General features: G+C 36.1%; 30 protein-coding genes. 10 read left to right on the top strand and 20 right to left on the bottom strand.

The window, feature by feature from the left end:
* Window positions 1-178: 178 nt before the first annotated feature.
* Window positions 179-511, bottom strand: a complete 333-nt coding sequence (locus ABN763_RS18785) for a single-stranded DNA-binding protein (RefSeq protein WP_410487044.1) — start codon at window positions 509-511, stop codon at window positions 179-181.
* 242 nt (window positions 512-753) lie between these two features.
* Between ABN763_RS18785 and ABN763_RS18780 the strand changes: the two genes are divergently transcribed.
* The 7 genes from ABN763_RS18780 (at window position 754) to ABN763_RS18750 (ending at window position 4,742) form a co-directional block, all read left to right on the top strand.
* Window positions 754-1,170 (top strand): VOC family protein, encoded by a 417-nt coding sequence (locus ABN763_RS18780; protein WP_410487043.1) that lies wholly within the window; start codon window positions 754-756, stop codon window positions 1,168-1,170.
* Between the two features lie 129 nt (window positions 1,171-1,299).
* Window positions 1,300-1,935 (top strand): hypothetical protein, encoded by a 636-nt coding sequence (locus ABN763_RS18775; protein WP_410487042.1) that lies wholly within the window; start codon window positions 1,300-1,302, stop codon window positions 1,933-1,935.
* A 107-nt stretch (window positions 1,936-2,042) separates the two neighbouring features.
* Window positions 2,043-2,897 (top strand): YitT family protein, encoded by an 855-nt coding sequence (locus ABN763_RS18770; protein ID WP_410487041.1) that lies wholly within the window; start codon window positions 2,043-2,045, stop codon window positions 2,895-2,897.
* A gap of 55 nt (window positions 2,898-2,952) precedes the next feature.
* The gene (locus ABN763_RS18765) at window positions 2,953-3,309 is read left to right on the top strand and encodes a DUF2306 domain-containing protein (protein WP_410487040.1); all 357 of its coding nucleotides are present in this window, start codon (window positions 2,953-2,955) and stop codon (window positions 3,307-3,309) included.
* Window positions 3,310-3,353: 44 nt separating this feature from the next.
* The gene (locus ABN763_RS18760) at window positions 3,354-3,893 is read left to right on the top strand and encodes a GNAT family N-acetyltransferase (RefSeq protein WP_410487039.1); all 540 of its coding nucleotides are present in this window, start codon (window positions 3,354-3,356) and stop codon (window positions 3,891-3,893) included.
* The gene (locus ABN763_RS18755; RefSeq protein WP_410487038.1) at window positions 3,890-4,390 is read left to right on the top strand and encodes a DUF6265 family protein; all 501 of its coding nucleotides are present in this window, start codon (window positions 3,890-3,892) and stop codon (window positions 4,388-4,390) included. The genes ABN763_RS18760 and ABN763_RS18755 overlap by 4 nt, the downstream gene beginning before the upstream one ends.
* A gap of 1 nt (window position 4,391) precedes the next feature.
* A complete protein-coding gene (locus tag ABN763_RS18750) occupies window positions 4,392-4,742 on the top strand; it encodes a hypothetical protein (protein ID WP_410487037.1) in 351 nt (116 codons plus the stop codon).
* A 34-nt stretch (window positions 4,743-4,776) separates the two neighbouring features.
* Here ABN763_RS18750 and ABN763_RS18745 read toward each other — a convergent pair whose 3' ends face one another.
* The 14 genes from ABN763_RS18745 to ABN763_RS18680 form a co-directional block, all read right to left on the bottom strand.
* A complete protein-coding gene (locus ABN763_RS18745; protein ID WP_410487036.1) occupies window positions 4,777-5,256 on the bottom strand; it encodes a hypothetical protein in 480 nt (159 codons plus the stop codon).
* A gap of 44 nt (window positions 5,257-5,300) precedes the next feature.
* On the bottom strand, window positions 5,301-5,825 hold the full coding sequence (locus tag ABN763_RS18740) for a hypothetical protein (protein WP_410487035.1): 525 nt from the start codon (window positions 5,823-5,825) through the stop codon (window positions 5,301-5,303).
* A 96-nt stretch (window positions 5,826-5,921) separates the two neighbouring features.
* Window positions 5,922-6,782 (bottom strand): ATP synthase F1 subunit gamma, encoded by an 861-nt coding sequence (atpG, locus tag ABN763_RS18735; protein ID WP_410487034.1) that lies wholly within the window; start codon window positions 6,780-6,782, stop codon window positions 5,922-5,924.
* 90 nt (window positions 6,783-6,872) lie between these two features.
* On the bottom strand, window positions 6,873-8,453 hold the full coding sequence (gene atpA, locus ABN763_RS18730; protein ID WP_410487033.1) for a F0F1 ATP synthase subunit alpha: 1,581 nt from the start codon (window positions 8,451-8,453) through the stop codon (window positions 6,873-6,875).
* A 45-nt stretch (window positions 8,454-8,498) separates the two neighbouring features.
* Window positions 8,499-9,035, bottom strand: coding sequence for an ATP synthase F1 subunit delta (atpH, locus tag ABN763_RS18725; RefSeq protein WP_410487032.1), 537 nt, complete (start codon window positions 9,033-9,035; stop codon window positions 8,499-8,501).
* Between the two features lie 6 nt (window positions 9,036-9,041).
* On the bottom strand, window positions 9,042-9,536 hold the full coding sequence (locus tag ABN763_RS18720) for a F0F1 ATP synthase subunit B (RefSeq protein WP_410487031.1): 495 nt from the start codon (window positions 9,534-9,536) through the stop codon (window positions 9,042-9,044).
* A 91-nt stretch (window positions 9,537-9,627) separates the two neighbouring features.
* Complete coding sequence (gene atpE / locus ABN763_RS18715) at window positions 9,628-9,849, bottom strand: ATP synthase F0 subunit C (protein WP_054559962.1); 222 nt, start codon at window positions 9,847-9,849, stop codon at window positions 9,628-9,630.
* Window positions 9,850-9,864: 15 nt separating this feature from the next.
* A complete protein-coding gene (gene atpB / locus ABN763_RS18710) occupies window positions 9,865-10,947 on the bottom strand; it encodes a F0F1 ATP synthase subunit A (RefSeq protein WP_410487030.1) in 1,083 nt (360 codons plus the stop codon).
* Window positions 10,948-11,033: 86 nt separating this feature from the next.
* A complete protein-coding gene (locus ABN763_RS18705; RefSeq protein WP_410487029.1) occupies window positions 11,034-11,432 on the bottom strand; it encodes a hypothetical protein in 399 nt (132 codons plus the stop codon).
* A 5-nt stretch (window positions 11,433-11,437) separates the two neighbouring features.
* On the bottom strand, window positions 11,438-11,695 hold the full coding sequence (locus tag ABN763_RS18700; RefSeq protein ID WP_410487028.1) for an AtpZ/AtpI family protein: 258 nt from the start codon (window positions 11,693-11,695) through the stop codon (window positions 11,438-11,440).
* Entirely contained in the window at window positions 11,640-12,080 is a 441-nt protein-coding gene (locus ABN763_RS18695) for a bactofilin family protein (RefSeq protein ID WP_410487027.1), read from the bottom strand. Before ABN763_RS18695 ends, ABN763_RS18700 begins: the two co-directional genes overlap by 56 nt.
* Window positions 12,081-12,092: 12 nt before the next feature.
* Complete coding sequence (locus ABN763_RS18690) at window positions 12,093-14,642, bottom strand: tetratricopeptide repeat protein (protein WP_410487026.1); 2,550 nt, start codon at window positions 14,640-14,642, stop codon at window positions 12,093-12,095.
* A gap of 206 nt (window positions 14,643-14,848) precedes the next feature.
* Entirely contained in the window at window positions 14,849-15,544 is a 696-nt protein-coding gene (locus ABN763_RS18685) for an ABC transporter ATP-binding protein (protein ID WP_410487025.1), read from the bottom strand.
* A gap of 61 nt (window positions 15,545-15,605) precedes the next feature.
* Entirely contained in the window at window positions 15,606-17,072 is a 1,467-nt protein-coding gene (locus tag ABN763_RS18680; protein WP_410487024.1) for a DUF5687 family protein, read from the bottom strand.
* A gap of 127 nt (window positions 17,073-17,199) precedes the next feature.
* Between ABN763_RS18680 and ABN763_RS18675 the strand changes: the two genes are divergently transcribed.
* On the top strand, window positions 17,200-18,249 hold the full coding sequence (locus ABN763_RS18675) for a 2Fe-2S iron-sulfur cluster-binding protein (RefSeq protein ID WP_410487023.1): 1,050 nt from the start codon (window positions 17,200-17,202) through the stop codon (window positions 18,247-18,249).
* A gap of 148 nt (window positions 18,250-18,397) precedes the next feature.
* Here ABN763_RS18675 and ABN763_RS18670 read toward each other — a convergent pair whose 3' ends face one another.
* Window positions 18,398-19,447, bottom strand: coding sequence for a glycosyltransferase family 9 protein (locus tag ABN763_RS18670; RefSeq protein WP_410487022.1), 1,050 nt, complete (start codon window positions 19,445-19,447; stop codon window positions 18,398-18,400).
* 244 nt (window positions 19,448-19,691) lie between these two features.
* Window positions 19,692-20,294: a DUF4254 domain-containing protein gene (locus ABN763_RS18665; protein WP_410487021.1), complete on the bottom strand. Its 603-nt coding sequence runs from the start codon at window positions 20,292-20,294 to the stop codon at window positions 19,692-19,694.
* A 79-nt stretch (window positions 20,295-20,373) separates the two neighbouring features.
* On the opposite strand from ABN763_RS18665, the gene upp reads away from it, so the two are divergent.
* A complete protein-coding gene (gene upp / locus ABN763_RS18660; RefSeq protein ID WP_410487020.1) occupies window positions 20,374-21,033 on the top strand; it encodes a uracil phosphoribosyltransferase in 660 nt (219 codons plus the stop codon).
* Here the strand turns inward: upp and ABN763_RS18655 are convergent.
* Window positions 21,022-21,951, bottom strand: a complete 930-nt coding sequence (locus tag ABN763_RS18655) for a DUF6427 family protein (protein WP_410487019.1) — start codon at window positions 21,949-21,951, stop codon at window positions 21,022-21,024. The two genes, upp and ABN763_RS18655, sit on opposite strands and share 12 nt — an antisense overlap.
* Window positions 21,952-22,004: 53 nt before the next feature.
* Between ABN763_RS18655 and ABN763_RS18650 the strand changes: the two genes are divergently transcribed.
* Entirely contained in the window at window positions 22,005-22,232 is a 228-nt protein-coding gene (locus ABN763_RS18650; protein ID WP_410487018.1) for a DUF6341 family protein, read from the top strand.
* Here ABN763_RS18650 and purD read toward each other — a convergent pair.
* On the bottom strand, window positions 22,227-23,498 hold the full coding sequence (gene purD, locus ABN763_RS18645) for a phosphoribosylamine--glycine ligase (protein WP_410487017.1): 1,272 nt from the start codon (window positions 23,496-23,498) through the stop codon (window positions 22,227-22,229). The genes ABN763_RS18650 and purD overlap by 6 nt on opposite strands.
* A gap of 153 nt (window positions 23,499-23,651) precedes the next feature.
* Window positions 23,652-24,911, bottom strand: a complete 1,260-nt coding sequence (locus ABN763_RS18640) for an O-antigen ligase family protein (RefSeq protein ID WP_410487016.1) — start codon at window positions 24,909-24,911, stop codon at window positions 23,652-23,654.
* Between the last annotated feature and the right edge of the window lie 21 nt (window positions 24,912-24,932).

Below are 24,932 nucleotides of genomic sequence, written 5' to 3'. Positions count from 1 at the left end.
AATGTTTTTATTGTTCCTACTTTGCATGATGATGTAGCGATATATACATCACGATACAACATATGGCAGGATAACATATCGAAGGCAAATAAACTATGATCTAGATCAATTAGACCTCATTATATTAACGCAAAAACCCCGCTCTGATGAGCGGGGTTTCGGATCATAATATACAATCTTACTTGCTTAACAGCAGTAATTCTTTACATACAATCTCAGTAATATAGCGCTTAACACCTTCTTTGGTTTCATAGCTTCGAGAAGTTAGCTTTCCTTCGACAGCAATCTCTTTTCCCTTTTCACAAAACTTCTCTATCACTTCTGCTGTTTTTCCCCAGGCAACCACATTATGCCATTGCGTATCTTTAATTAATTCGCCCTCATTGTTTCGATAGGCATCGTTTGTTGCAATGGCGAATTTTGCCAATTTTTTACCTGAATCTAAATGAACGATTTCTGGATCATTCCCTAAATTTCCAATCAACTGTACTCTGTTTCTAAGCGTGTTCATAATAATTATTTTTAAATTAAACAGTTAATGCAATCGACCGACTTATTGATCGACACAGCAAAGATGATACAGCTTCGAAATTCGATTCGGTTAGGAAGTGTTTACTTTCGTTTATAAGTGTTTGTAAACGTTTGTAGTCGTTTGCAATTGATTTATTTGCCTATATTAAGGGAACTATATACCAATACTATAAGTCATTTCGTAGCGATGGAAAAAGAAATGAATAATTTAAAACAAGATCTATGGCAAGAATGAATCCATACATTTTTTTTAACGGTAATTGCGAAGAAGCCTTTCGTTTTTATGAAAGCGTTTTTCGCAAAGAGATTTCATACATTGGACGCTATAAAGATGTTCCGAAAAAAGACAGGCACATTTTCCAAGAAAAGGACGAAAATAAAATAATGCATGTCACTTTGGATATTAGTGACGAAACTAGTTTGAATGGAGCTGACTATGCAGAAGGATATGAAGAGTCAAAAGGATATAGCAACTTTGGTCTTATCATTCATACAGAAGGCAAAGATGAAGCTGACAGGCTATTTAATGAACTCTCTGATGGTGGACAAAAAACGTTGCCAATGCATACGACATTCTGGGGCTCTTATTATGGTAATTGCATTGACAAATTTGGCATTATGTGGAAAGTTACTACTTAATTAAGAGAATAAAGTATTCAATAGACTTACAAAAAACGAATACACAACAATGTATAACTATAATTTCAGCCGAAGTTGGTTGAATGTCGTAACTAAAGGTTACACAAGACCGTTTCAGCATATAAAATTATGACCAACCAAATACCTAAAGAATTACGAGCCATTATTGATGGCGAGCAAACCGATTTTATTACCAAAAGCAAACGTAACCACCCTAAGAAAAAGGCCTATGGCGTATTGTTCTTTTCACTGCTCTGGAATGGGTTTGTAAGCATCTTTGTTTTTGCATTTTTTGGCCCTTTATTTACTGGTGATGAAGTGCACTTTACCTCAAATGGCACTCCAGTAACGGCCTCAGCAGAGGATTGGGGAGAACTGATATTTCCCGGGATTATAATAGGTGTTTTTTTATTGGTCGGACTAGGCATGTTAATCTGGGGACTGCGAATGTTTTTTAGTTCTGGCGCCTATTTTGTAGGCACGGAAACCCGATTTATTAAGTATAGAAAAGGACAGGCCGAAATAAAAGACTGGGAACAATTTTCAGGAAACATCAATATGAATAGTAAAGGCACTTACGGGAATCTTGAGCTAGAACTTCGAACTGGTAAAATGCAAAGCAGAAAAAATGGTCCTAGTAAATATGTACCAGACATGATGTATTTGGCAGAGATAAAAAATGTATTTGATATAGAAAAGAAGTGTCGCATTCGTATTAAAGAAAATGATCCTACACCTGCAGTCAAAACCGACAACTATGGCTAACCAACATTGCAAAATATATTTGTCTTTTGTCTTTCAATTTCTTAAACCAAAACGATCTAGTTTATATTTAAATGTGGTACCTTAACTTGTAGCTACTAGTATTCATTATGAATTCAATAAAAAGCACCTTTTTTGAGATTTTAAATATTCTAATTGCGATACTACTCGCTAGTTTTGGCCTTAAAGGTTTTCTTCTTCCCAATGGATTTTTAGACGGTGGGGTAACCGGTATTTCTATATTGATAAGTGAATTATTGGCAATAGAACTCTCTTATATTCTTCCAATTGCTACCATTCCTTTTTTTATTTTAGGTTGGTTTACGGTTTCTAGGCGCATTCTTATTAAATCGATTCTCTCGGTCTTTCTTTTAGCGATCGTTATCCATTTTGAAAACTTTCAACCTATCACTGAAGATAAATTAATCATATCGATTTTTGGCGGGATATTTTTGGGTGCTGGTATTGGGTTAGCCATTAAAAATGGCGCGGTGATCGACGGGTCTGAAATTCTAGGAATCTTTCTAAATGAAAAGTTCGGGCTCTCTATCGGTAAAATTATTCTTCTGTTCAATATTGTACTATTTGGTGTTACCGCCTTACTTCTTTCTATTGAAGTAGCGCTATACTCTATTTTAGCTTATATCGTTACCAGCAAAGTGATTGATTTCATGATTGAAGGATTTGAGGACTATGTGGGTTTAATGATAGTATCTGACAAGTCCGAAGAGCTGCAAAATAATCTTGTCAATGAAATTGGTATTGGTCTAACCATCTATAACGGCTCTAAAGGGTTTGGTAAACGTGGGAAAAAGGAATATGGCGAGGTTATTCATACTGTCATCAATCGTATTGATATTAGAAAAGCCTATAAAACAATTGAAATGACCGATGCTGATGCCTTTATCATCGAATTTGATGTTAATCAGGTAAAAGGCGGCGTATTACGTAAATATTTATCATAACCAAACTTAAAAGCTCATATATATCAGCACTTATAAGATACTATTATTCGCCCATTTGTATACCGTGTTACCATGTGTTATACTTGGTGCAGCCTTATTAATAATGCGAAAAGGTACAACTATTCATAAATCATTGGGTCGGGTTTATATGGTACTAATGCTTATTACCGCATTCATTACTTTATTTATGCCAGCGGAGGTTGGTCCGCAATTATTAAACCATTTTGGGTGGATTCACAGTTTTAGTTTTTTAACACTCTATACTGTTCCAACAGCCTATTTCGCAATCAGAAAAGGACAAGTGAAGAAGCATCAGCGAAAAATGGTTTTACTTTACTTTGGAGCGATCATTATCGCTGGAGGATTCACTTTAGTTCCCGGGAGATATTTGCATCAAGTATTGTTCGGGTAGGCATATAGTCAACATTTAGCCAAAATACCTTAAATTTAGGAAGGATGAAGGTTTTCGCAGAGACAGATCGGCTTATTTTAAGAGAACTTACCAATAATGATCTTGAAGGAATGTTTCAGCTTGATTCAGATGCAAGGGTGCATCAGTTTTTAGGAAAACGCCCCATTCAAGACAAAGCCGATGCACAGCGATACATTGATCATACCAGAACGCAATACCAAAAATATGGCATTGGGCGATGGGCAGCGATTGAAAAAGAAACAGGTGAATTTATAGGCTGGTCTGGTTTAAAGATGAATGATGAAAACCAGATGAATGGCCATATTAATTTTGTTGATGTTGGCTATCGATTCATCCCAAAATTCTGGGGTAAGGGTTATGCTACAGAATCTGGCAAAGCTGCTGTAGCATATGGTTTTGAAAAAATGAATTATGACACCATTTATGGTATGGCCGAGCTTGAACACAAAGCATCAAGAAAGGCTCTTGAAAATATTGGACTTAAATACGTTCAAGATTTTATATACGAAGCTGAAAATATACCATTAGCATGGTACGAAATAAGAAACGATAAGAAATCATGAAAAAAAGACACTTGCTCGTATTGCTTTTTCTAATCGGGATTAGCTGTAATGCACAAAAAACCCTTCAACTTGCTAGTGGTGAAGAATCGCCAAAAGCAGATTTAAACAGTGTAGCTTGGATTACCGGTCATTGGCGTGGTGAAGTTTTTGGTGGAATTGCTGAGGAAATCTGGAGTCCGCCTTTGGGCAATAGTATGATGTTTAGTTTTAAACTTGTAAATGACAATACGATATCATTTTACGAGATCGGTCATATTCAACAAAAAGACGAAACACTCATCATGCAATTGAAACACTTTCATGGCAATTTAAAGGGTTGGGAAACCAAAGATGAAACAATAGATTTTAAACTGGTTAAAATAGACAATAACACAGCTTACTTTGAAGGACTCACCTTTGAAAAGGTTGATGAAAATGCCATAAATGTATATGTAATGGTAAACAATGAAGGAGGTAAAGCTGAAGAAGTAGCATTTGAATATAAAAGGTTTAAATAATATGGAGAAAACCTGTCCAGAATGCGGTAATAAAATCATTGGTAGAATTGACAAGAAATTCTGCAGCGATTACTGTCGAAATGCACATAATAACAAGATTAATAAGGACAGTAAAAACCTCATTAGAAACATCAACAATAGGCTCCGTAAAAATTGGCGTATTCTAGAAGAACTCAATCCTGACGGAAAAACTAAAACCACTAAATCGAAACTAATAGGTAAAGGTTTTGACTTTAACTACTTTACTAGTATCTATACCACAAAAGTGGGAACTGTGTACTACTTCTGTTATGATCAGGGGTATTTACCGCTAGACAATGATTATTATGCTCTAGTAAAAAGGGATAGCTAAAACAAGCAGTAAAACTTTGTGAAATTACCCTTTTTTACGACTTTAAGTTGTTAATCAACCTTCTAAAGTGGGGATAATAAATTCTGCCCCACATTGGGTACTTTTCAAATTCATAAATTTCGTTGGTTCCTGAATCATAGACAACAGGTATGGTGAATCCGGCCCATTTTTTCCCTGATTTCAGTTTTTGGCAATATTCTTTAGCCTCCTCGGTGATATTGCTGGAAATCAAAATGGATATTACCCCAATCCCAGACTGGAAGCCTATTGGCCACCCTTTATAGTGTTTTTTAGAAAACTTAAATGCGTCCGATAAATGACCTTCAATCAAAGAGCTGTCTATTTTCAAATCACCAAAGTCAGTTGCTACTATAAAAGTATTTAACTGAGTAGCCATCCAAATCCATCTAAATTTTTTCTCGTATCCTATAACACTAGGACTACCCAGCAAACTATCTTCTGAATGATAAATTGAAGCATCTTCGAACTTCTTTTTTATTGATAGAATATTCATTTCAATGCTATTTTGCGTTTAAAAAATAAAGTGTAGAAAACTAACTATTTATTACCTCGTTGAGGCTTACTAGAAGGATAAATAAGCATTTCTTTTTCTTTAATATTATCAATCTTGTAGTATTTGGTTTTACCATCTACCTGATAACTAATAACACACTGATCTTTTTCTAATTCAAATGGAATTTTAGGCATTGCCTTGGGTGGCTTGTTGCCCACTTCATCAGCAGGATTTGCGCTCGAAATAATATCTGGCTTTTTAATCTGTGGAAAGCTTGCCAGATATTGACTATTGGTACTTCCATACTTCGTTTTATCTTGAAATGATAGCTTTGCCAATCGTCCTCTAAAATATACACTATCCAACCTTACATTCTGTTCTAATTTATCTGGTAAGACAAAATAGATATTGAGTCCGCCAGAACCCGGTTGCCCACCAGTATATTGTTGGCAAGAAACATCCATAGTCATAGGGGCTTTCTTTTCCAATTTATATCCTCCACATTGTGATGCACTAAATAACATAGCGAATATTCCTATAGATTTTGTTATGATTGCTGCGATCTTCATACGTCCTGTTTATCAAGTAAGTTTCAAAATTAATGCCAAAAAAAGAGGCTCTTTATTAAGAGCCTCTAATGTACTAATATATTTTGTGTAATCTTACTATCCATTCAACGCCTCAGCACCACCAACGATCTCCAAAATCTCATTAGTAATAGCAGCTTGACGTGCTTTGTTATAAGTAAGTTTTAACTGATCTCTTAGCTCAGTTGCATTATCAGTCGCTTTGTGCATTGCCGTCATACGAGCACCGTGTTCTGATGCGAATGAATCACGAATAGCCTTAAACAACTGCGTTTTTAATGACTTCGGAATTAGCTGTTCCACAATCTCAGCTTTCGAAGGTTCGAAAATATAATCGGCATTTGAAGTAGTTTCACCTGCCATCGGAACGATTGGTAAAAACTGCTCTGACTGCACAATCTGAGTTGCAGCATTTTTAAATTGATTGTAAACCAATACTATTTTGTCATATTCGCCTTCACTGAATTTGTCCATGATCATTTGAGCAATAGCTGCAACATTATCAAAAGTAAGATCATCGAAAACTTCGCTTTTATTTGCGATTACATTTCCAGTTTTTTCAAAAGCATCGTTAGACTTTTTACCTATTGCCAATACATCTACTTGTTTACCAGCATAGGTTTCATTCATTAATAAGGTTGTTTGCTTGGCGATGTTCGAGTTAAAAGCACCACACAACCCTCTATTTGAAGAAATAGCAACTAACAATACCTTATTCACTTCGCGTTGATCGGCAAATTTACTACCGCTATCAGCATCCAGTGTCGCACTAAGGCTTTGTAATAACTCAGTTAACTTATCAGCATACGGGCGCATTGCGGTAATCGCATCCTGCGCTTTTTTCAACTTTGCCGCCGATACCATTTTCATGGCACTGGTAATTTGCATCGTTGACGATACTGATGATATTCTGTTTCGTATTTCTTTTAAGTTTGCCATTTTTTCTCTTTGTCATTCCGCACTTAATGCAGAATCTTTTGAAATTGATGGTAATATTATGAGATTCCCTCTTTCGAGGGAATGACATTTTTAAGCAATAAACTTAGCTGAAAGATCTTTACAAACCGCTGTAAGCGTATCGGTAACCTCATCTGTAAGTTTACCTGCTTTAAGCGTATCAAGAACCCCTCTGTGCTTTGCATTTAAGAACTCGATATAATCTCTTTCAAATTCTTTTACTTTTTCAACAGGGACATCTTTCAACAAGTTTTTAGATCCTGCGTAGATAATTGCTACCTGATCTTCTACGGTAAATGGATCGTTTTGAGCTTGCTTTAAGATCTCTACATTTCGTTTACCCTTCTCAATTACGTTCATTGTAGCTGCATCAAGGTCAGAACCAAACTTAGCAAACGCCTCTAGCTCACGGAACTGCGCTTGATCAAGTTTTAAAGTACCTGCTACCTTTTTCATCGATTTAATCTGGGCAGAACCACCAACACGTGATACCGAAATACCTACGTTAATCGCTGGACGAACCCCAGAGTTAAATAAATCTGATTCAAGGAATATCTGTCCGTCAGTAATTGAAATTACGTTAGTTGGAATATATGCAGATACGTCACCCGCTTGTGTTTCGATAATAGGCAATGCAGTTAATGATCCTCCACCTTTTACCATTGGTTTTAATGAGTCCGGCAGGTCGTTCATTTCAGATGCAATCTTATCATCTGCAATTACTTTTGCAGCACGCTCTAATAAACGTGAATGTAAGAAGAATACATCCCCTGGATATGCCTCACGTCCTGGTGGACGACGTAACAATAATGACACCTCACGATATGCAACCGCCTGCTTTGATAAATCATCATAAATGATCAATGCCGGACGGCCTGTATCACGGAAATACTCACCAATCGCTGCTCCTGCAAAAGGTGCATACACCTGCATTGGCGCAGGATCTGATGCATTTGCAGCAACAATTGTTGTATAAGCCATTGCACCTTTATCTTCTAATACTTTAGCAATATTCGCTACAGTAGATGCTTTTTGACCAACTGCCACATAGATACAGTAAACCGGTTCACCAGCGTCATAAAATTCTTTCTGATTAAGAATGGTATCAATACAAACAGTAGTTTTACCTGTCTGACGGTCACCAATTACCAACTCACGCTGACCTCGACCCACAGGAATCATTGCATCAATTGACTTAATACCCGTTTGTAATGGTTCGTTTACAGGCTGACGATAAATTACACCAGGAGCTTTACGCTCTAATGGCATTTCGTAAGTTTCGCCTTCGATCGCACCCTTACCATCGATTGGTTGACCTAGAGTGTTTACTACACGACCTACAATCCCTTCACCTACATTAATAGATGCGATACGCTTTGTACGTTTTACGGTAGCACCTTCTTTAATTTCTTTAGAAGGACCTAATAGTACCACACCAACATTGTCTTCTTCTAAGTTTAGAACAATCCCTTCAAGACCACTCTCAAACTCAACAAGCTCACCATATTGAGCATTTGATAATCCGTACACGCGAGCGATACCATCACCCACAGTTAATACCGTTCCAACTTCATCCAAAGAAGCACTTGCTTCAAAACCTGATAGTTGTTTCTTTAAGATTGCTGAAATTTCAGCTGGTTTAACTTCTGCCATTTTTATTGATATATAGCTTGGTTAGGTTGTGCCCAACCAAGATTCTTAACTTATACTAAATTCTCTTTTTAATTTGTTTAGTTGGTTTGCAATACTTGCATTATACTGCATATCGCCAACACGAAGGATAAATCCTCCAACAATTGACTCATCAACTACATTTTCTAATGCTACTTCTTTACCGGTAAGCTCTTTCACTTTAGCCAACACCTTTTTTTCTAGGTCTTTAGTTAAGGGAACAGCAGTGGTAACTTTAGCAACTTCATTTCCTTTCATAGTATCGAAAAGAAATACATATTTATGCGCTACATCTTGCAACAAATCAATTCGCTTATTAGCAAGTAACACATCGAAAATTCCGTGTGTGTGTTTGTTAACCTTAGGAAAGATCTCTTTTAAAGAAGCAATTTTTACACTACTTTTTATTACCGGACTTTGTAAAAAGCTCGATAACTCTTTATTATCATTAATCGTTCTTGCGATTGCCAGCATATCATCATTAACTGCTGCATCGGCCTTGCTTTGCTTTGCAAGGTCAAGCAGTGCTTTGGCATATCGTATTGCGGCTCTACTTCCTGTCATGTTGACCTAGTTTAAGGTTGTTTCACCCAAAAGCTTATCTACAAGATCAGCTTGTTTGCTCTTATCAGCTAATTCGCCTTTTACTACTTTTTCAGCTATTTCAACTGAAAGATCAGCAACTTGCTTTTTAAGATCAGCAACAGCAGCTTTACGCTCGCTTTCGATCGCAGTTTTTGCTTGCTCCATGATCTTAGCCGCTTCGGCTTTCGCCTCGTTTTTTGCCTCATCGATCATTTTTACCTTTACCTCACGCGCATCTTTTATCATCGCCTCACGCTCGGCACGAGCCTCTTTTAAAAGATTCTCGTTATCAGCTTGCAAGTTTTGCATTTCTTTCTTTGCATCTTCAGCGGAAGCTAAGGCATCTTTAATCGATTGCTCTCGATCACTAACAGCACCTAAAATTGGTTTCCAAGCTAATTTTCTCAATAATAATAACAAGAAAATAAATGTAATTGCTGTCCAAAAAACTAATCCAAATCCTGGTTGTACTAACTCCATTTCTTAGTGTATTAACTAATTTAAATGTGTATTAACTAATGAATAAATACAGAAGCAACCAACCGTTGCCTCTGTATTTTTAGATAAATGCTTAAGCTGCAGGTGCTGCTTGTAATAAAGCTACAACCACACCAAATAGTGCTACCGCCTCTACGAATGCTGCAAGAATAAGTGCAGAAGACTGAATCTTACCGTGCATTTCTGGCTGACGCGCCATTGCTTCCATCGCGCGTCCGCCGATGTTACCAATACCTACACCAGCTCCAATAGCTGCTAAACCAGCACCAATAGCTGCAATTCCATAAATAGTCATACTATAAAATTTAAATTAATGATGTTCTTCTTCTGTTGCCATCCCAAAATATAGAGCTGACAAAATTGTAAAAATATATGCTTGTATTGCCGTTACAACAATTTCAATAACCGTAATGAACAATGAGAATGCTACTGAAATAGGTGCTACCGCAACAGTTTTGAATATGAATATTAATGACATCAATGCAAGAATAATAATATGTCCTGCTGTAATATTTGCGAACAAACGAATCATTAATGAGATTGGCTTAGTGAAAATTCCGATAAGCTCTATCGGCATCAAGAATATCTTCATTGGCACAGGAACCCCCGGCATCCAGAAGATATGCTTCCAATAGTTTTTATTACCACTAAATGTGGTAATGATAAAAGTGAATACAGCCAACGTCATGGTAAATGCAATATTACCGCTTAAGTTCGCGCCATTGATTATTGGGATAAGCCCAAAAACGTTGTTAATCCAGATGAAAAAGAAAATGGTTAACAAATAAGGCATATACCTTTTATACTTGTGCTCACCAATCATCGGTCTTGCGATCTCATCGCGCACAAACACCACAAGTGGTTCTACAAAACCGGCGATCCCTGTAGGCACATTGTCTTCTGATTTTTTATATACCCTAGCTGCTGAAGTAAAAATGATAATGAGCACAATAACAGAAACCCACATCATAAATACGTTTCTGGTAATTGAAAAATCAAGGGGTTTTACAGCGTTTGTTGGATGATGTTTTGCATCAAAAACAACTTCGCTTGCGCCTCCATTTAGTTGATATATTTTTTCGTGATACTTAACAAACTTTTGCCCATCTTTTTCAACCACAACTGTACCATTGTCGTCATGGTGAAATTCGCTCGACATAAAAGTTGTCAGACCATTATCGGTCCATAAAATAATAGGAAGTGGAATGGAATACGATTTGTCTTTATAATCGATGATGTGAAATTCGTGAGCATCTTTAACGTGATGCATAATCATCTCATTCGGATCAAATTTTTTATCTGATTTTGCCTCCTCTTTATCAATAGCAAAACCTGCAATTGGCAGTGCAAGTAAAAGTCCTAAAAAAACTGCCTTAAAAGTACTTATTCGCATTCGTTCGTCAGATTAAAAATACCGCTCTCAAAATTCGGTGCAAATGTACATACATTAAATTAATTGACAAACAATAATCACAAGGATTATTCAGCTGTCAAAAACTGGTTAATGCTGTAGACTTCAAATGCTAAAAAAACGAAGTAAGGAATGAAAAAATTAACTGCGTCTCCTACCTTATGAGGTATTTCAGAAAGGAATAACGGTAACAGAAAAACAACAACCAAAATCATTTTTAAAATCATCAATAAAATGAAGGCATTAAAAACTTGTGTTTTACCATTTGAAAAACGAAAGTTTACAATAGAATACACAATTAATACCGTTATCGTATGAAACAAGTAAGTGTTCCATAACGGAATTACGAATTCCTTTTCAGGCATTAACGCATTCAATAAATATATATGAAGCAAGTAAAGGAGTGCTGCACCAATAACTAGTTGCAACATAAAAAGCAGTTGTCGCTTTTTAAAAGACTCATTCATTAGTTTTAATCTTTTGACATCTTAATAATTCGTCTTACAACAAAATATATAGAAATTAAGACCGCAAATAACGAACAAATAACAGTATAAATAGAATGTTTATTGGGAAACTTTTCATCCAGCTTAACCCCAAGATAAGTGCCTCCTCCAATGATTACTATCATTTGGAAAGCAATACCCGAGTACACAGCATAACTTTTTGAAGTTTTATGCTTTTGCTGCGATGGTTTGTTGCTGTACTGTTTTTGCTGCTGAGGCTCCATTTGATTGCGAAGCGTTCTTAAATGAAGTGCCCGTCATACTACATGATGCATTAAAGGTTGCGCCAGGTTCAACCGCTAATTTACCGGCTACTACGTCGCCTTGAATATTAGCGCTTGCCTTTAAGGCCAAGGTATCATTAACGGATAATTCCCCGGAGAACTTACCTTCAATATCGGCATTTAAACACTCTACTTTTCCTTTAATACTACCGGTACGACCAATTACAACCTTGCCAGATGTCTTTACATTTCCTTCAAGAGCACCATCAATTCTAAAATCAGCATCAGAGCTAATATCACCTACAATATTAGTGCCTTTTCCAATTCTATTAGGTTGTCCTGCGGTTTCTACTACTTGTCGTCCTTTTTTATTTTCTGAAAACATGAGTGTTGGGATTTAGGGATTATCGGTTTTTTGATTTCTTAAATACGTATCTAGCTTTTTGTGGATCTGTAAAATCTCGTAGTTCTCAGTTAAAATTACGAAATTTTCATGATCAATCTTGTAATTCTTATTCTTTAACATGATGTCAGCAAAGCCCTTTGCAGCATTTGCAGTTCCGAATCCGTGTACTACAACGAATAATCTTGACGGATCGTATACATCTTTTGAAACCTTTAAAAAACGAAGATCTTTTCGTTTCATCACTGCCTTAATAGAATCGACCGCCGGATTGAACGCCGCGGTATCCATTTTTTGGTAGTTATATACTAACTTAAAACTTCTTCCTTTTTCTTCATTCTTGAAATTGCTATTCTTTTCAAACAAAGGCAAGGTATTATCTATGATCTTTTGTGCTTCTTTTCCTTCCGTTTTATTAGGATAATTTAAAGCCACAAAAGTGAGTCCTTTCTTATATGCCTCGTATCCATTTAACTTGCCATCAGCTGTTGCCTTCAACATTTCAAATTTTGGTACAATATCGTCACCACTAAATTGATCTATAAACTTCTTACTTTTTGTAATAACCTCCTCATAGTTTTGAGCCTCAAAGTTTCTGAACAAGCTACTATATAATTCTTCAGGGCTATTACCATCGGAAGCTATAGCCTGTTGTGGGTTTCTTATAATACGTGCATAACGCGATTCTGGATGATTACTTAAGATATCGTCTTTGTACTGCTCAGCTAGTGGAGACTTTAGCAACTCATAAACTTTTAGCAAATAATACTTTGTAGGAATAACCAGTTTATTTTCCGGTTTATTGGCCAGTACCTTTTCTAACTTTTCAGCAGAAAGCTCATATTCTCTAAATTTTTCTTTATAAATCAGACCAAGTTGATAATTTGCAAAATTGCGACCGTTAAAAATGCTGTCAATTACCTTAGGGTCTGCAGGAATTTTGGATAAGTAGAATTTTGGATCGTATTTTTCCTCATCAGTAATGGCTTCTTCCTCATTAGCTGTCAAGTCTTCTGCTTGGTTATTAACTGATAAAGTAGCTTTGCTAGACAACCTCCAGTTATCTTCTAACTTTCGATCTCCCCAAATACGTCTAAACTCATTTTTACCGTAAGCGGCAACCGTTGTATTGTAAAAATAGAATTGTGTACTCGCATTTTGATTACTTCCTGTTAAATTTGCCAAAGCCGATCCTGCCTCACCTCTAGCAGCTCGTTCTGCCGCCTCTTTTTGCGCTTCTTCCTCAGCTTTTAGACCCTCTATATATGTATTGACATAAGCGGCCCGCTCATCATCGGTCATATTGACCAAAGTCAAAATGCTATCGCTTTGTTTTACAATAGTCTCATACTTAATAACATCCTGCAGGTTATCACGCTTTCTTTTTATCGCTCTGAATTTTCTAGTATCCTCAACCAGGTTTGTAAGCGTGCTATCGTAATAGGCTCCCGCCTCAATATAAGCACGATCATCAAAATTTATGGTAGCAAGATCTTCGTAATTCATTGCCAACAAAATTTGATCGTTATCGGTTTTTCGAATGGATTTGTTCAAATAATCAACTCCTCCTTCGATGGAGTCTGTACCTAAATAAAACTCCGCTATTTGACGATATATTTTGTCAAGATATGGTCGATTCTCACGGCTTTCTTCCATTCTAGTCAAAAACTCACGCAACTCGACCAGATCAGTATTCTTTAAATCGACATTGCGCACCTTTTGCAAATAGGCATTAATCAGATAATTTCTCGGGATTTTTCTATTAAGATCGATCACCCGATCAAAAGCCATATTAGCGGTATCTTTATGACCTAACTCATTGTAAAGTTGACCGATAATGAAGTTATAGCGGCCTTTTTCTTCATTCTTTTCTGTTAGGTTAGCCGCTAGCTTCAACGCCTGAACAGCACTATCTTTATACTTTAAGTTTACATAAGCTTCCGCTTGCGCTGCTTTACCATCGGCATAGGTTTGATTGTCCAGATTCCCCGATTTAAATAACAGTTTTAAATTTTCGATCGCTAATTCATCATACCCTAAACGCATATTGGTTTTTTCCCGCCAAACGCGGGCAATAGGAAAGTTATCGCTCTCTGGATATTTATACAGAATGTAATTAAAAGCTTCTAATGCAGGAACAAAACGCTGATCGAAATATCGGGCTTTACCCAATAACATATAGGCATCGTCAATTTGCTTGTTGCGTTGACGACCATCAATATTCATATTGTGTTTCTGGATAGCCTTTACTGCTTTCTCTTCAGCTCGAACAAAATTGGGATTGTTGTCCTGACTCTCTAACTTCACCTCATCTCTTATTTCCATACGCTCTACCGGAAGTAGATCCCAGAAATTTTCCTTGTACTGTGAAGCCAAAGTGGTTTGCCCTTCGGTTAGTGCATTATTACCATTAAACAACACATTATACTTAGTGGTAACGCTATGAAAACTTCTATTGACAAAACGGTTTTTTTTGGTTGAACAGCTATTTAACCCTAGCACAAAAACAAGAAAAAGTAAGCAATATGTAGATATCCTATTCAAAGGCCGGTAATTATGGTATTTGATTAACTAAAATAGCGGTGATTTAGTATTTAAAACACCATTAAATTTTAACTAACGGCTAAAAATAAGATAGATTTTGAGAATGGCAATGAATTATTAAATGCTTTAGGCTTTAAGCCAATTTTAAAATGAAGGTAATCGCGACAAAACCGCTTAAAGCGTATAACATATTGCTTATTGCTGTGTCATACCGTAAAAAACGCCTCTAACTCTTTCAAAGTCTCAGGAGTTGTTTGAATATCTTTTACCAGCTCGCCTTTATTTAAAACAACAATACGCTCACAAACATCTGTAACGTGCATTAGGTCATGACTAGAAACTAAAACGGTAACATCGTTATTAGCAGCAAGATCTTTGATGATCCCTTTTAATCGTATTTGCGTAGTCGGATCAAGATTGGCAAAAGGTTCATCTAAAATCACCACTTCCGGATTCCCAATAAACGAGGCAACAATGCCCACTTTCTTTTGATTTCCTTTGGACAGATCTCGTAGATACTTTTTCTGTCCTAGTATCTCGCCATGGAAGAAATCTGAGAAATTAGAAAGTAGCGAATCTACATCGGCTTTATTTTGATTTCTAATATCACCTATAAAATAGAAGTACTCTTCGGGTGTTAAATAGCCCACCAAAAAACTCTCATCAATAAACGACGAAGTGAATGGTTTCCAATCTTCACTTTCATCAACTCTAATATCATTGCTAGTAATATGCCCCGCAGTTGGTTTTATTAAGTCTAAAAGCAGACTGAATAATGTAGTTTTCCCAGCTCCGTTATTTCCTACCAAACCAAAACTTTCGCCTTTATTAATGGTAAGTGAATCAATATCTAAAACAGTCTTACTACCGTATGCTTTTTTTATGTTGTTTACTTGTATCATGGTATGTATTTATCTTGAGTACCAATCTCTTTGATTGTGATACTATTTTTATTGCTAGTTTTTAATCTTTTTGTTGAAATCCGTGCACCATAGCATATTTTTTCTTTCGATATAACTCAGTAATCGATGCCATTAACTTTTCTCTAAGCAACAGACCGGTTACACCAAGCACCACGAATGCAGTATTGGCAACGGTCATTGAAAAAACGTAGTATAAAATCGCATATAAAGCCATTGGCAATAACATTAATGGAATACCGACTAACCACTGTGCAGCGCCCATGCCTTGCATATTACCAATCGAACTTTTTACAAGATCAATGCGCTTTTTGTTCATAGAACCGAAGAACAATACTATCGGAATATTGACCCCTGCATTATACACGGCACAAGACAAATTTACCATTAGTACATCCCATCCAAAATAAACATAAGGTGTCGTAACTACGGCCATAAAAACCACACTGGCCATCATAAGTCCGGCCTTTGAGTCTAAATATCTTCGCAACGGAATATTCTGTGCCATGATCATATTATAATAGGCACTATCCCAAGCTGGGATAAACTGACCAAAGTTGATCATAAAAATTCCCGTCATTAAAATACCGATTAGTACAAGCATAACAGGCAGCTCTCTATTCATACCTGTGGTATATGCCAAAAGTCCGTACAAGGCAAATGCAAAACATATTATCGCCTGCGTTCTTGGTCGCTTATTTCGCCAAATAAGCCTAAGGTCCATTTGAAGGAAAGGTGCAATACTCCCGAAACGCTTGGTCCAACTTAAATCGACAGTTTTTGCCTCTTTAGTTTTCTTTTTAAGAGATTGATCTAAGTATAGCCTATTAATTAGGTATTTAAAGTTGATTTGATATGTTATAAAAGCCAAAGCCAACGGAATCAATACTAAAAGCGGATTTTCATACAAGGCATGGAAATAAGGAGCGGTCAATTGCGGGATATCGACAACCTCAAAATATTGCAGTCCAATAATAGACGCAACAACAACCAAAACAATAATAAAAGCTTTGTCGTTTTTATTAATGATGAAGTTGATAAAGTTGAGTGTTAAGATGATCAATACAATTGCCACAAACCACAATAGCACATTTACTGCGGGATATCCATTAAAAAGCAATATCACCGTAAACGGCACAAAAGCAAAAAGTGGTAAAAAATTAAAAAATGAAAATGCCGATTTACCAAGAATATAATTAGTGATCTTTTTATCAGAAATTGGTAATACTAAAAAAGGTTTAATGTTCAAAACGGGTAGTTTTTGCATAAAATATCGCAATAGCATTTCATACAAAACCCAATAGATCATGAATTCTGAAAGTTTTAAAATAGGATCAACATCTGGGAATTGATCTTTTAAAAGAAAGAACAAAGCTACCCCTAAAGAGATAAATGATACAGCCATATAAAATGCCATAAACACCATAAAAATTTTCATGGCGACATTTTTACCAAAACTGGCCGATCTAAAAAACGATTTCCATTCTAGCGACAGAAAATGCTTGAACATATATAGTTAGTTTGATGTATAGGTAGTAAAGTTGTTGGTTTTGTTACAAACTTTAAGGGATTCAAATTTACAGCTATGTAGAAACTATTGCGAACTTGTTTCCTATTTTTGCACAAAATTGCAATTTATGAGTCAGTTCCACTCGTTAAGAGTTCAAGAAGTGCGTCGCGAAACGCCTAGTTCAGTTTCAATTTTATTTGAAGTACCTGCCAATGTGAAGTCCGATTTTAACTTTAAAGCAGGCCAATATATCACCATAAGACACACTATTCAGGGCGAAGAAGTACGCCGTGCATACTCTATTTGTAGTACTCCACATAGTGGAAATTTACGAGTAGCGGTAAAAGAAGTAGCCGATGGTACATTCTCTAAATACGCTAATAACGAGTTGAAAGCTGGTGACTTTTTAGATGTCATGTTGCCCGATGGTCGATTTATTTTTGAGCCATCAACCGCCAGCAAAAACATCGCTGCCTTTGCAGCTGGTAGCGGAATCACGCCTATTTTAAGCATTGTAAAATCAGTTTTAGAAAAAGAAGCTGAAAGCAACTTCGTTCTGGTTTACGGGAATAAAAGTCCTGAGGAGACCATATTTCTTCACGAATTGCAGCGATTGCAAGAACAATTCTCAGACAGGTTTTTTCTTCACCTTATCTATAGTAAAGCAAATGAGGAAAATGCGCTTAAAGGCCGTATAGAAGGCTCTACTGTTAATTACGTACTTAAAAACAAGCATGTAGCCTTTGCTTTTGATGCATTTTATCTGTGCGGACCTGAACCGATGATTAATACCGTTTCTGACAAATTGAAAGAAAATAATATCGCTGAAGAAAAGATATTTTTTGAATTGTTTACGGAATCTACCGACATCGAAACTATTGAAGTCGCAGAAGATGGCATGGCACATGTTACCGTTTTGGTTGATGATGAAGAGACGAGTTTTACTATGGAACAAACCAAAACCATTTTAGAAGTTGCTCTTGACCATGATGTTGATGCACCATACTCTTGCCAAGGTGGCGTTTGCAGTAGTTGCATTGGTAGAATTACGGAAGGTAAAGCGGAAATGCGCCAGAATAATATTTTGACGGATAGTGAAGTTGCTGAAGGATTGATTTTAACCTGCCAGGCGCAGCCAACTACGGCCGTGGTAAAGGTTGATTACGATGATGTTTAATGTAGACCGCTTCGCTCTTAGATATTAGATCGCTTCGCTTTTAGATATGAGATTTGAGTACTCAGACGAAAAAGATCAATACTTAACCACAAACTGCAAAAATAAGCACCGAAGCAATTTTGGAATTTGAGGTTTGAAAATTAGCTTTTTAAGCTAATAAGCTTACAATCTTCTTAACCACTTCTGAAGGTTCAATACTAGCAATTGTGTTTTTATACTCAGCAGGAAATTTATTGCCGTAAACAGAGGTCGGGATTAGCGGATATTTTGTTCTATCAGCCAATATGCAATTATCAGCTTGTCCAAAAGGAGCAAAACCCGCAAACGGATGCGTAACACCCCAAAGTGTAACTGTGGGGACTCCATACATGGCTGCTAAGTGTCCGTTACCGGAGTCCATAGAAAGCATTAAATCAAGATTTGAAATAAGCCGTAGTTCTTCTTGAAAACTTAGTTTGCCAACTATGTTAATTGTGTGTTCATATTTACTGGCCATATTATTTAGCAAGTCTCCTTCTTTTTTTCCTCCACCAAATAACAACAACTTGTACTTACTGGTTTCAGAAAGTGATTCAATTACTTTCATCAGTTGTGCTAACGGATATGATTTCGATTGGTATTGTGCAAAAGGTGCAATCCCGATCCATTGCTTACCATCATGACCAACCAAATTTTGAATAGTCGGGTTCAATTCCATTTTAACTGGAAACTTATGCTTTGAAAGATCTACTTGAAGACCAAGTTTCCTAAACACATCCGCATAACGCTCATGAGTCGTTTTTAGTTGTTTAAATGATGATATATTACCGCTAGTTAGTGCTTTTTTTGCTGCTCTACCTTTATCTATTTGAATTACCTTGGTAAGGTATATTTTAAAGAAGAATTTTAAAATATTAGACCGTAACACATTGTGAAGGTCAGCCACAGCATCAAAACGAAGTAGTCGTAACTCCTTTGACAGTTTGAATAAGCCAAGAAAACCTTTATGCCTTCCTTTTACATCAGCTTCAACAAATAAAACATTAGGAATATCATTAAAAAAAGGTTTAAAAAAAGCTCTTGACAATACCGTAATGTGTACCTCCGGATTTTGCTGAACAACAGATCGAATAACAGGAACAGTCATCGCGACATCGCCCATAGCTGACAGGCGAATAACAAGGATGTTTTTGGGTGGTTTTACAACTGATAGTTTCATTTATCAACCTTTTCTTGTAGTTCTTGATTACTTAAGTTTGCTGACTGGAAAGTCACTTTAATAATTGATAACTTTATTCATTTTCTTTGCTCGCCCAAAGAAAACGAACCAAAAGAAAAGGCGCTTTTTCCTAGGCATTTTTCAGCAATGCTGAAAACCGAATTGATTTTCCTAAAATCTTTCCAAGGTTTCAAGATTTTTTAACGGAAAACAAATTCTATGACCACAGAAAAAGAGTTAAAAATTATTTTTGCCCTCTAAGCACCGGATTCAGCTCATCGTCATTATACATTTTCATCTGTTTGTAGACTTTCATGTATTTATTTCCTACTTCAATATCTGCTAATAATTGATCGATGGCAGTTGAAAGGTCAACTCGTTGCTCTAACAACACATCTAATTTATTCTTACATGCTGCCTTATGTTCTGGTGTAGCATCAGTTCTGTTTACCTCTTCTTGCATATGATAAATCTTTAATGCTAAAATTGATAAACGGTCTATTGCCCATGCCGGACTTTCAGAATTGATCGTTGCATTGCTTTTAGCAGTCACATTTTTATACTTCTCTAAAAAGTAGCTATCAATATATTCAACCATATCGGTACGATCTTGGTTAGAAGCATCGATTTGACGTTTTAATTTCAAAGCTCCGACCGGGTCGATATCAGGATCCCGAATAATATCTTCATAGTGCCATTGTACGGTATCGATCCAACATTTTCTGTATAACAGATGTTCTATAGTATCCGCAGAAAATGGGTTTTCAAACGGCTGATCAACCGAATCAATTTCATGGTATTTATCAATTACTTGTACAAAGGTATTATTAGCAAGTTCAGTAAACATAATATGGTCTTTTCTTGCGTCAAAGATACTTTTAATTCTGTAATTTTAAGCGGGTCTTGTACCAACTTAAACAACCACTATGATCGTTCATAATTTATCAGAAACACCATCTGTACTAAATACCTTTTTATCAGAATTGAGAGACATATCTATTCAAAAAGATAGAATGCGTTTTAGAAGAAATATTGAACGCATGGGTGAAATCATAGCTTACGAAATAAGTAAGACTATTTCATATTCAAACAAACCAACAACCACTCCACTTGGCATATCTAACAGTATGTTGCCCAATGACAATATTGTAATTGCTAATGTGTTACGGGCGGGCTTACCAATGCATCAAGGCATATTAAACTACTTTGATAAAGCTGAAAATGCATTTATTTCGGCATACCGACATCATGGGAAAGACCCTTCAAAATTTGAAATTATTGTAGAGTACTTAGCTTCACCATCTTTAAAAAACAAAGTTCTTATTCTGGCAGACCCGATGCTGGCGAGTGGCAAGTCGATGGTCAATGTTTATAAAGCTTTATTTAAGATGGGGAAGCCTGACGCTATGCACTTAGCGGCTGTTGTCGCTGCCCCTGAAGGTATTGAATATATTAGCAATCATTTTGATGATAATACACATTTGTGGGTTGGTGCTATTGACGAAAAGCTCAATGATTACGGCTACATTATCCCCGGATTAGGAGATGCTGGCGATCTTTCTTTTGGTACAAAATTACAGCACTAATAGTATAATTGGGAGTAAAAGTGTTATCCACAATATTCCTTCTTGAAGCCAAACACGTTTTAGATTTTCTAGGTAGTTCGTTACAAAAACAGCAAGCGGAAATATGATAAAAATAAGCTCTGACCCATTTTTATCAGGGGCGACCAATGCGATCATGATCGCAATGGTTAATGATACCAGAATCAAGAAAATAGAGTTTTGTATTTGGTATGTTTTTTTTCGTTGCTCTTTCAAATAAACCAATAATGAGGCTGCAAAAAGCAATACTAAAAATCCGAGGCCAATCGTTATACTTTTTTGGGATAAATAAGGTGAGAAATCGAAATTCTTTCGATTCCCAAAAAGGCTATTCATCATTTCTAGATTATCAGTTAAAAATAATATTGCAAAAATGAAAAAGGCGGTAAGCAATATCGTTATCGGTGGTACCAGCCAGTTTTTATAATCTTCAGAAACATATAGCAAAATGGTAATGAAAATGAGTAATAAAAATAAGATACTCCAAAAGTAAATTATGGTTGCCAACACGATCCAGAACGTTGCATCAAACAGTTTTCGTTTTACATCAATCAATGATCGAATACTAATGGTGCGGCGTATTGCCAAAATGATCAGCATATTTGACACAATTACTCGCCAGTCTAAAAAGATGGAAGGAAACAGCACCATAAAAAGTAAAAACAACAGAATTACATATGAATTTTGTTGTGTTAGCGAATTGCGCTTCGAGATAAAATCAATTAAAAAAACAGCAAATAAGAGGGCGAAAAGTCCCACTCCCCATTGAATAATAACGGGAGCGGTAATCAAGGCATTCAAGGAGAATATATTATATGAAAGGTAACTTAGCCCGATAATCACCAAAACCAATACAAAATTAATGGGTTTCGATTTGCTAAAAATGCTTGATATCAACATGGGTTTTTGTACTTTTGCCCTGTAAAAATAGGTAAAACCCTAATTTTAAAAAGATGAAAGATTTTTTTTACGGAATAGCAGACTTTTTTGTGAATTATGGCTTCGCACCATATGATGCGCTAAGAGCGATGGAGTTAGAAAATTGGTGGACTGCTAATGTATTTAGCTGGTTGTTTATTATCATCGGCTTTGTTGCCTTTGGTTACTGGATGAAGCAGTTGCAAATATTCAACGACAATAACGAAGAAGACAAGTCAATTTCAGCGCATTCTTTCTTATAGATCGAAGCCAATATCTTTACGATAATACATCTTATCAAATGATAGTTTTTCTAGATTTTGATAAGATTTTTTTATAGCTTGTTTAAAATCATCTCCGAATGATGTTACCGCAATAACACGCCCACCATTGGTAACAACTTTACCATCTCTAAGTGCAGTACCAGCTTGAAATACTAATGAGTCTTCAATAGTATCAATTCCTACTATTTCCTTTCCTTTTTCATATGCTTCAGGATAACCACCTGAAACTGCCATAATCGTAGCAGCTGATCGGTCATCGATATCAAGAGTCACCTCATTCAATCTCTCTTGAGATACCGCTTCAAAAAGTGATACAAGATCATTCTTTACTCGGGGTAAAACTACCTCGGTTTCAGGATCACCCATACGCACATTGTATTCAATGACAAAAGGATCATTCCCCACCTTTATTAAACCAATAAAGATGAACCCTTTATAAGGAATATGATCTTTTTGAAGTCCGTTTACAGTTGGTTTAATAACCTGTTCTTCTATTTTCTCCATAAAAGAAGCATCCGCAAAAGGTACTGGAGAGATCGCCCCCATACCTCCGGTATTCAAACCTATGTCTCCTTCACCAATACGTTTATAATCTTTAGCAGTAGGTAATGTTAAATAGCTCTTTCCATCAGTTAATACGAAAACTGATAGTTCTATTCCTGCTAAAAATTCTTCTACGACTACAGTAGTGCTTGCAATACCAAATTTTTGATCAATTAACATTGATCTAAATTCTTTTTTAGCTTCTTCTAAATCGCTAATAATTAAAACCCCTTTTCCAGCAGCTAGTCCATCTGCTTTTAATACATAGGGCGCTTTTAAAGTTTCCAGAAATTGGCAGCCTTTATCAACTGTTTCTAAGGTGAAACTTTGGTACCCTGCAGTGGGAATACCATGTTTTACCATAAATTCCTTGGCAAACTCTTTACTACCTTCTAAAGTTGCTCCCAGTTTTTCAGGTCCTATTACAGAGACATCTTTTAGCTCAACATCTGTACGAAAAAAGTCATGAATACCCTGTACTAATGGATCTTCAGGTCCGACTACAACCATTGAAATATCTTGGCTAAGTACCAATTTTTTTACGGCATCAAAATCAGTTGGTGAAATTGCAACGTTTGTAGCAATATCTCTGGTACCAGCATTACCTGGAGCTACATAAAGGTGATTACATTTTGCGCTTTGCGCAATTTTATAAGCGAAGGTATGCTCTCTGCCACCAGAGCCTAAAATAAGAATATTCATTTTATTGAATTTGAGTGGCAAAAATAAGCTTTGTTATAGCGATGTTCAAATTAAAAATAACCGCATGGTATTTTATGTAAGACCGTTTATCGCCTAGTCGCTCCTATTGATAAGAAAGCTTTATTTCTCACAAAAAGAACAACCATACCAATACTAGTTTCTGATGATTCTACTACTTAAAATACTGCGCTTTTTTAGTAGTAAGGGAATGATAATAGATAAGAACACAATACCGTTAAAACGCACCAACATTGACTCAAAGAATAAGGATACGAATAGAATAAGAAATACTGCAAACTCATTTTTACTTCGTCTTAAACGCTTTCCTAGGACAATAAAAATTGTAATTAATACTCCCAATCCTAGTATTCCAGTTTGAAGCATCGTTTGCAAAAATTGGTTATGCGCATTGTATTTCTCTTCCTTATTTCTATTATATTCCAACTCCTCATATTTATCGATTAAAACCTGATTTGCATCCCCTAAACCATAACCGAAAATAGGTTGTTCTTTGATTAGTTGTACACTGGCATCCCAAGATTGAAGCCGAGACTTTTCTGATGCTAGTTCATTGTATTGTTCTGTGCGATCATAATCCTTTATCCGTTGATAAAAGTCAAATATTCTTGGGTTATTTAGAAAAACAATTAAGCCTAATAGTAAAATGACCAATGCCATATATTGTTGGTTCTTGTCTCGGATTTTGATGACAAACAACAGCGTCATAATAAATAATACTAAATATGCTGCCTTTGACGCCAACAGAAATATGTAAAGAAAGAGAATTAAGAGTACAACCAATTGCAATACCGATTTCATCTTCTTTTTCAGATAATAACTTAGTACCAGCAATATATAGAGTGATAAATAGCTGGGATTGACCAAACTAGAAAACTGACCTCCTATGAAGTTATCAAATCCATACGCTATGCTATCGAAAAACCCGTAAACACTATTATAGTCTACCTTGTCAATATCTGCCAATGAGTCTTGTAGCGCAATTCCAACATTTACAAAAAATGAGAGTATGAGGCCTACCAATAAAAAATCAAACAGTTTTTTTACAGTAGAAGCATCTTCTTTCACAAAAAGAAAAATTATCGGGAAAAAGAGCAGTGACAACGAACGAATTAATAACTCTATGCCTGCAGAAAGATCATGAGTATAAAATAAACTTAAGGCGCCAAGCACAAAATATAACGGCAGCAGTAAAAGTGCCTTATTATCGGAAACGAAATCAGTTTTCGATTGAAAAATATTAACCACACCAAGAGCAATTGCACCCACAAAAAATGGTGTGGGTAAATTTATTCCGAGCGGAAGCAACAAAAACGCAACATACAAACTATTCCAAAAAATGGTACGAATCCAATTACTTTTTTCAAAATAGAATATGTCGGTTAAATCTGGCATATTGAGGTTGATAACACTTCT

The organism is Spongiivirga sp. MCCC 1A20706, assembly GCF_046524175.1.
Lineage (GTDB): Bacteria > Bacteroidota > Bacteroidia > Flavobacteriales > Flavobacteriaceae > Spongiivirga.
The sequence above is the reverse complement of the archived record's forward strand: the minus strand, read 5'-3'. Positions and strand labels throughout refer to the sequence as shown.

What these genes read in the sequence shown, in the direction of transcription:
- ABN763_RS18755 (WP_410487038.1), top strand. Translation starts at nt 3,890, where the DNA reads ATGAAAAAAAGACACTTGCTCGTATTGCTTTTTCTAATCGGGATTAGC.
- upp (WP_410487020.1), top strand. Translation starts at nt 20,374, where the DNA reads ATGATCGTTCATAATTTATCAGAAACACCATCTGTACTAAATACCTTT.
- ABN763_RS18700 (WP_410487028.1), bottom strand. Translation starts at nt 11,695, where the DNA reads ATGGAGCCTCAGCAGCAAAAACAGTACAGCAACAAACCATCGCAGCAA.
- ABN763_RS18785 (WP_410487044.1), bottom strand. Translation starts at nt 511, where the DNA reads ATGAACACGCTTAGAAACAGAGTACAGTTGATTGGAAATTTAGGGAAT.
- ABN763_RS18640 (WP_410487016.1), bottom strand. Translation starts at nt 24,911, where the DNA reads ATGCCAGATTTAACCGACATATTCTATTTTGAAAAAAGTAATTGGATT.
- ABN763_RS18770 (WP_410487041.1), top strand. Translation starts at nt 2,043, where the DNA reads ATGAATTCAATAAAAAGCACCTTTTTTGAGATTTTAAATATTCTAATT.
- ABN763_RS18675 (WP_410487023.1), top strand. Translation starts at nt 17,200, where the DNA reads ATGAGTCAGTTCCACTCGTTAAGAGTTCAAGAAGTGCGTCGCGAAACG.
- atpH (WP_410487032.1), bottom strand. Translation starts at nt 9,035, where the DNA reads ATGACAGGAAGTAGAGCCGCAATACGATATGCCAAAGCACTGCTTGAC.
- ABN763_RS18745 (WP_410487036.1), bottom strand. Translation starts at nt 5,256, where the DNA reads ATGAATATTCTATCAATAAAAAAGAAGTTCGAAGATGCTTCAATTTAT.
- ABN763_RS18665 (WP_410487021.1), bottom strand. Translation starts at nt 20,294, where the DNA reads ATGTTTACTGAACTTGCTAATAATACCTTTGTACAAGTAATTGATAAA.
- ABN763_RS18685 (WP_410487025.1), bottom strand. Translation starts at nt 15,544, where the DNA reads ATGATACAAGTAAACAACATAAAAAAAGCATACGGTAGTAAGACTGTT.
- ABN763_RS18680 (WP_410487024.1), bottom strand. Translation starts at nt 17,072, where the DNA reads ATGTTCAAGCATTTTCTGTCGCTAGAATGGAAATCGTTTTTTAGATCG.
- ABN763_RS18650 (WP_410487018.1), top strand. Translation starts at nt 22,005, where the DNA reads ATGAAAGATTTTTTTTACGGAATAGCAGACTTTTTTGTGAATTATGGC.
- ABN763_RS18760 (WP_410487039.1), top strand. Translation starts at nt 3,354, where the DNA reads ATGAAGGTTTTCGCAGAGACAGATCGGCTTATTTTAAGAGAACTTACC.
- ABN763_RS18750 (WP_410487037.1), top strand. Translation starts at nt 4,392, where the DNA reads ATGGAGAAAACCTGTCCAGAATGCGGTAATAAAATCATTGGTAGAATT.
- atpA (WP_410487033.1), bottom strand. Translation starts at nt 8,453, where the DNA reads ATGGCAGAAGTTAAACCAGCTGAAATTTCAGCAATCTTAAAGAAACAA.
- ABN763_RS18740 (WP_410487035.1), bottom strand. Translation starts at nt 5,825, where the DNA reads ATGAAGATCGCAGCAATCATAACAAAATCTATAGGAATATTCGCTATG.
- ABN763_RS18720 (WP_410487031.1), bottom strand. Translation starts at nt 9,536, where the DNA reads ATGGAGTTAGTACAACCAGGATTTGGATTAGTTTTTTGGACAGCAATT.
- atpG (WP_410487034.1), bottom strand. Translation starts at nt 6,782, where the DNA reads ATGGCAAACTTAAAAGAAATACGAAACAGAATATCATCAGTATCGTCA.
- ABN763_RS18775 (WP_410487042.1), top strand. Translation starts at nt 1,300, where the DNA reads ATGACCAACCAAATACCTAAAGAATTACGAGCCATTATTGATGGCGAG.
- purD (WP_410487017.1), bottom strand. Translation starts at nt 23,498, where the DNA reads ATGAATATTCTTATTTTAGGCTCTGGTGGCAGAGAGCATACCTTCGCT.
- atpB (WP_410487030.1), bottom strand. Translation starts at nt 10,947, where the DNA reads ATGCGAATAAGTACTTTTAAGGCAGTTTTTTTAGGACTTTTACTTGCA.
- ABN763_RS18655 (WP_410487019.1), bottom strand. Translation starts at nt 21,951, where the DNA reads ATGTTGATATCAAGCATTTTTAGCAAATCGAAACCCATTAATTTTGTA.
- ABN763_RS18695 (WP_410487027.1), bottom strand. Translation starts at nt 12,080, where the DNA reads ATGTTTTCAGAAAATAAAAAAGGACGACAAGTAGTAGAAACCGCAGGA.
- ABN763_RS18780 (WP_410487043.1), top strand. Translation starts at nt 754, where the DNA reads ATGGCAAGAATGAATCCATACATTTTTTTTAACGGTAATTGCGAAGAA.
- atpE (WP_054559962.1), bottom strand. Translation starts at nt 9,849, where the DNA reads ATGACTATTTATGGAATTGCAGCTATTGGTGCTGGTTTAGCAGCTATT.
- ABN763_RS18705 (WP_410487029.1), bottom strand. Translation starts at nt 11,432, where the DNA reads ATGAATGAGTCTTTTAAAAAGCGACAACTGCTTTTTATGTTGCAACTA.
- ABN763_RS18670 (WP_410487022.1), bottom strand. Translation starts at nt 19,447, where the DNA reads ATGAAACTATCAGTTGTAAAACCACCCAAAAACATCCTTGTTATTCGC.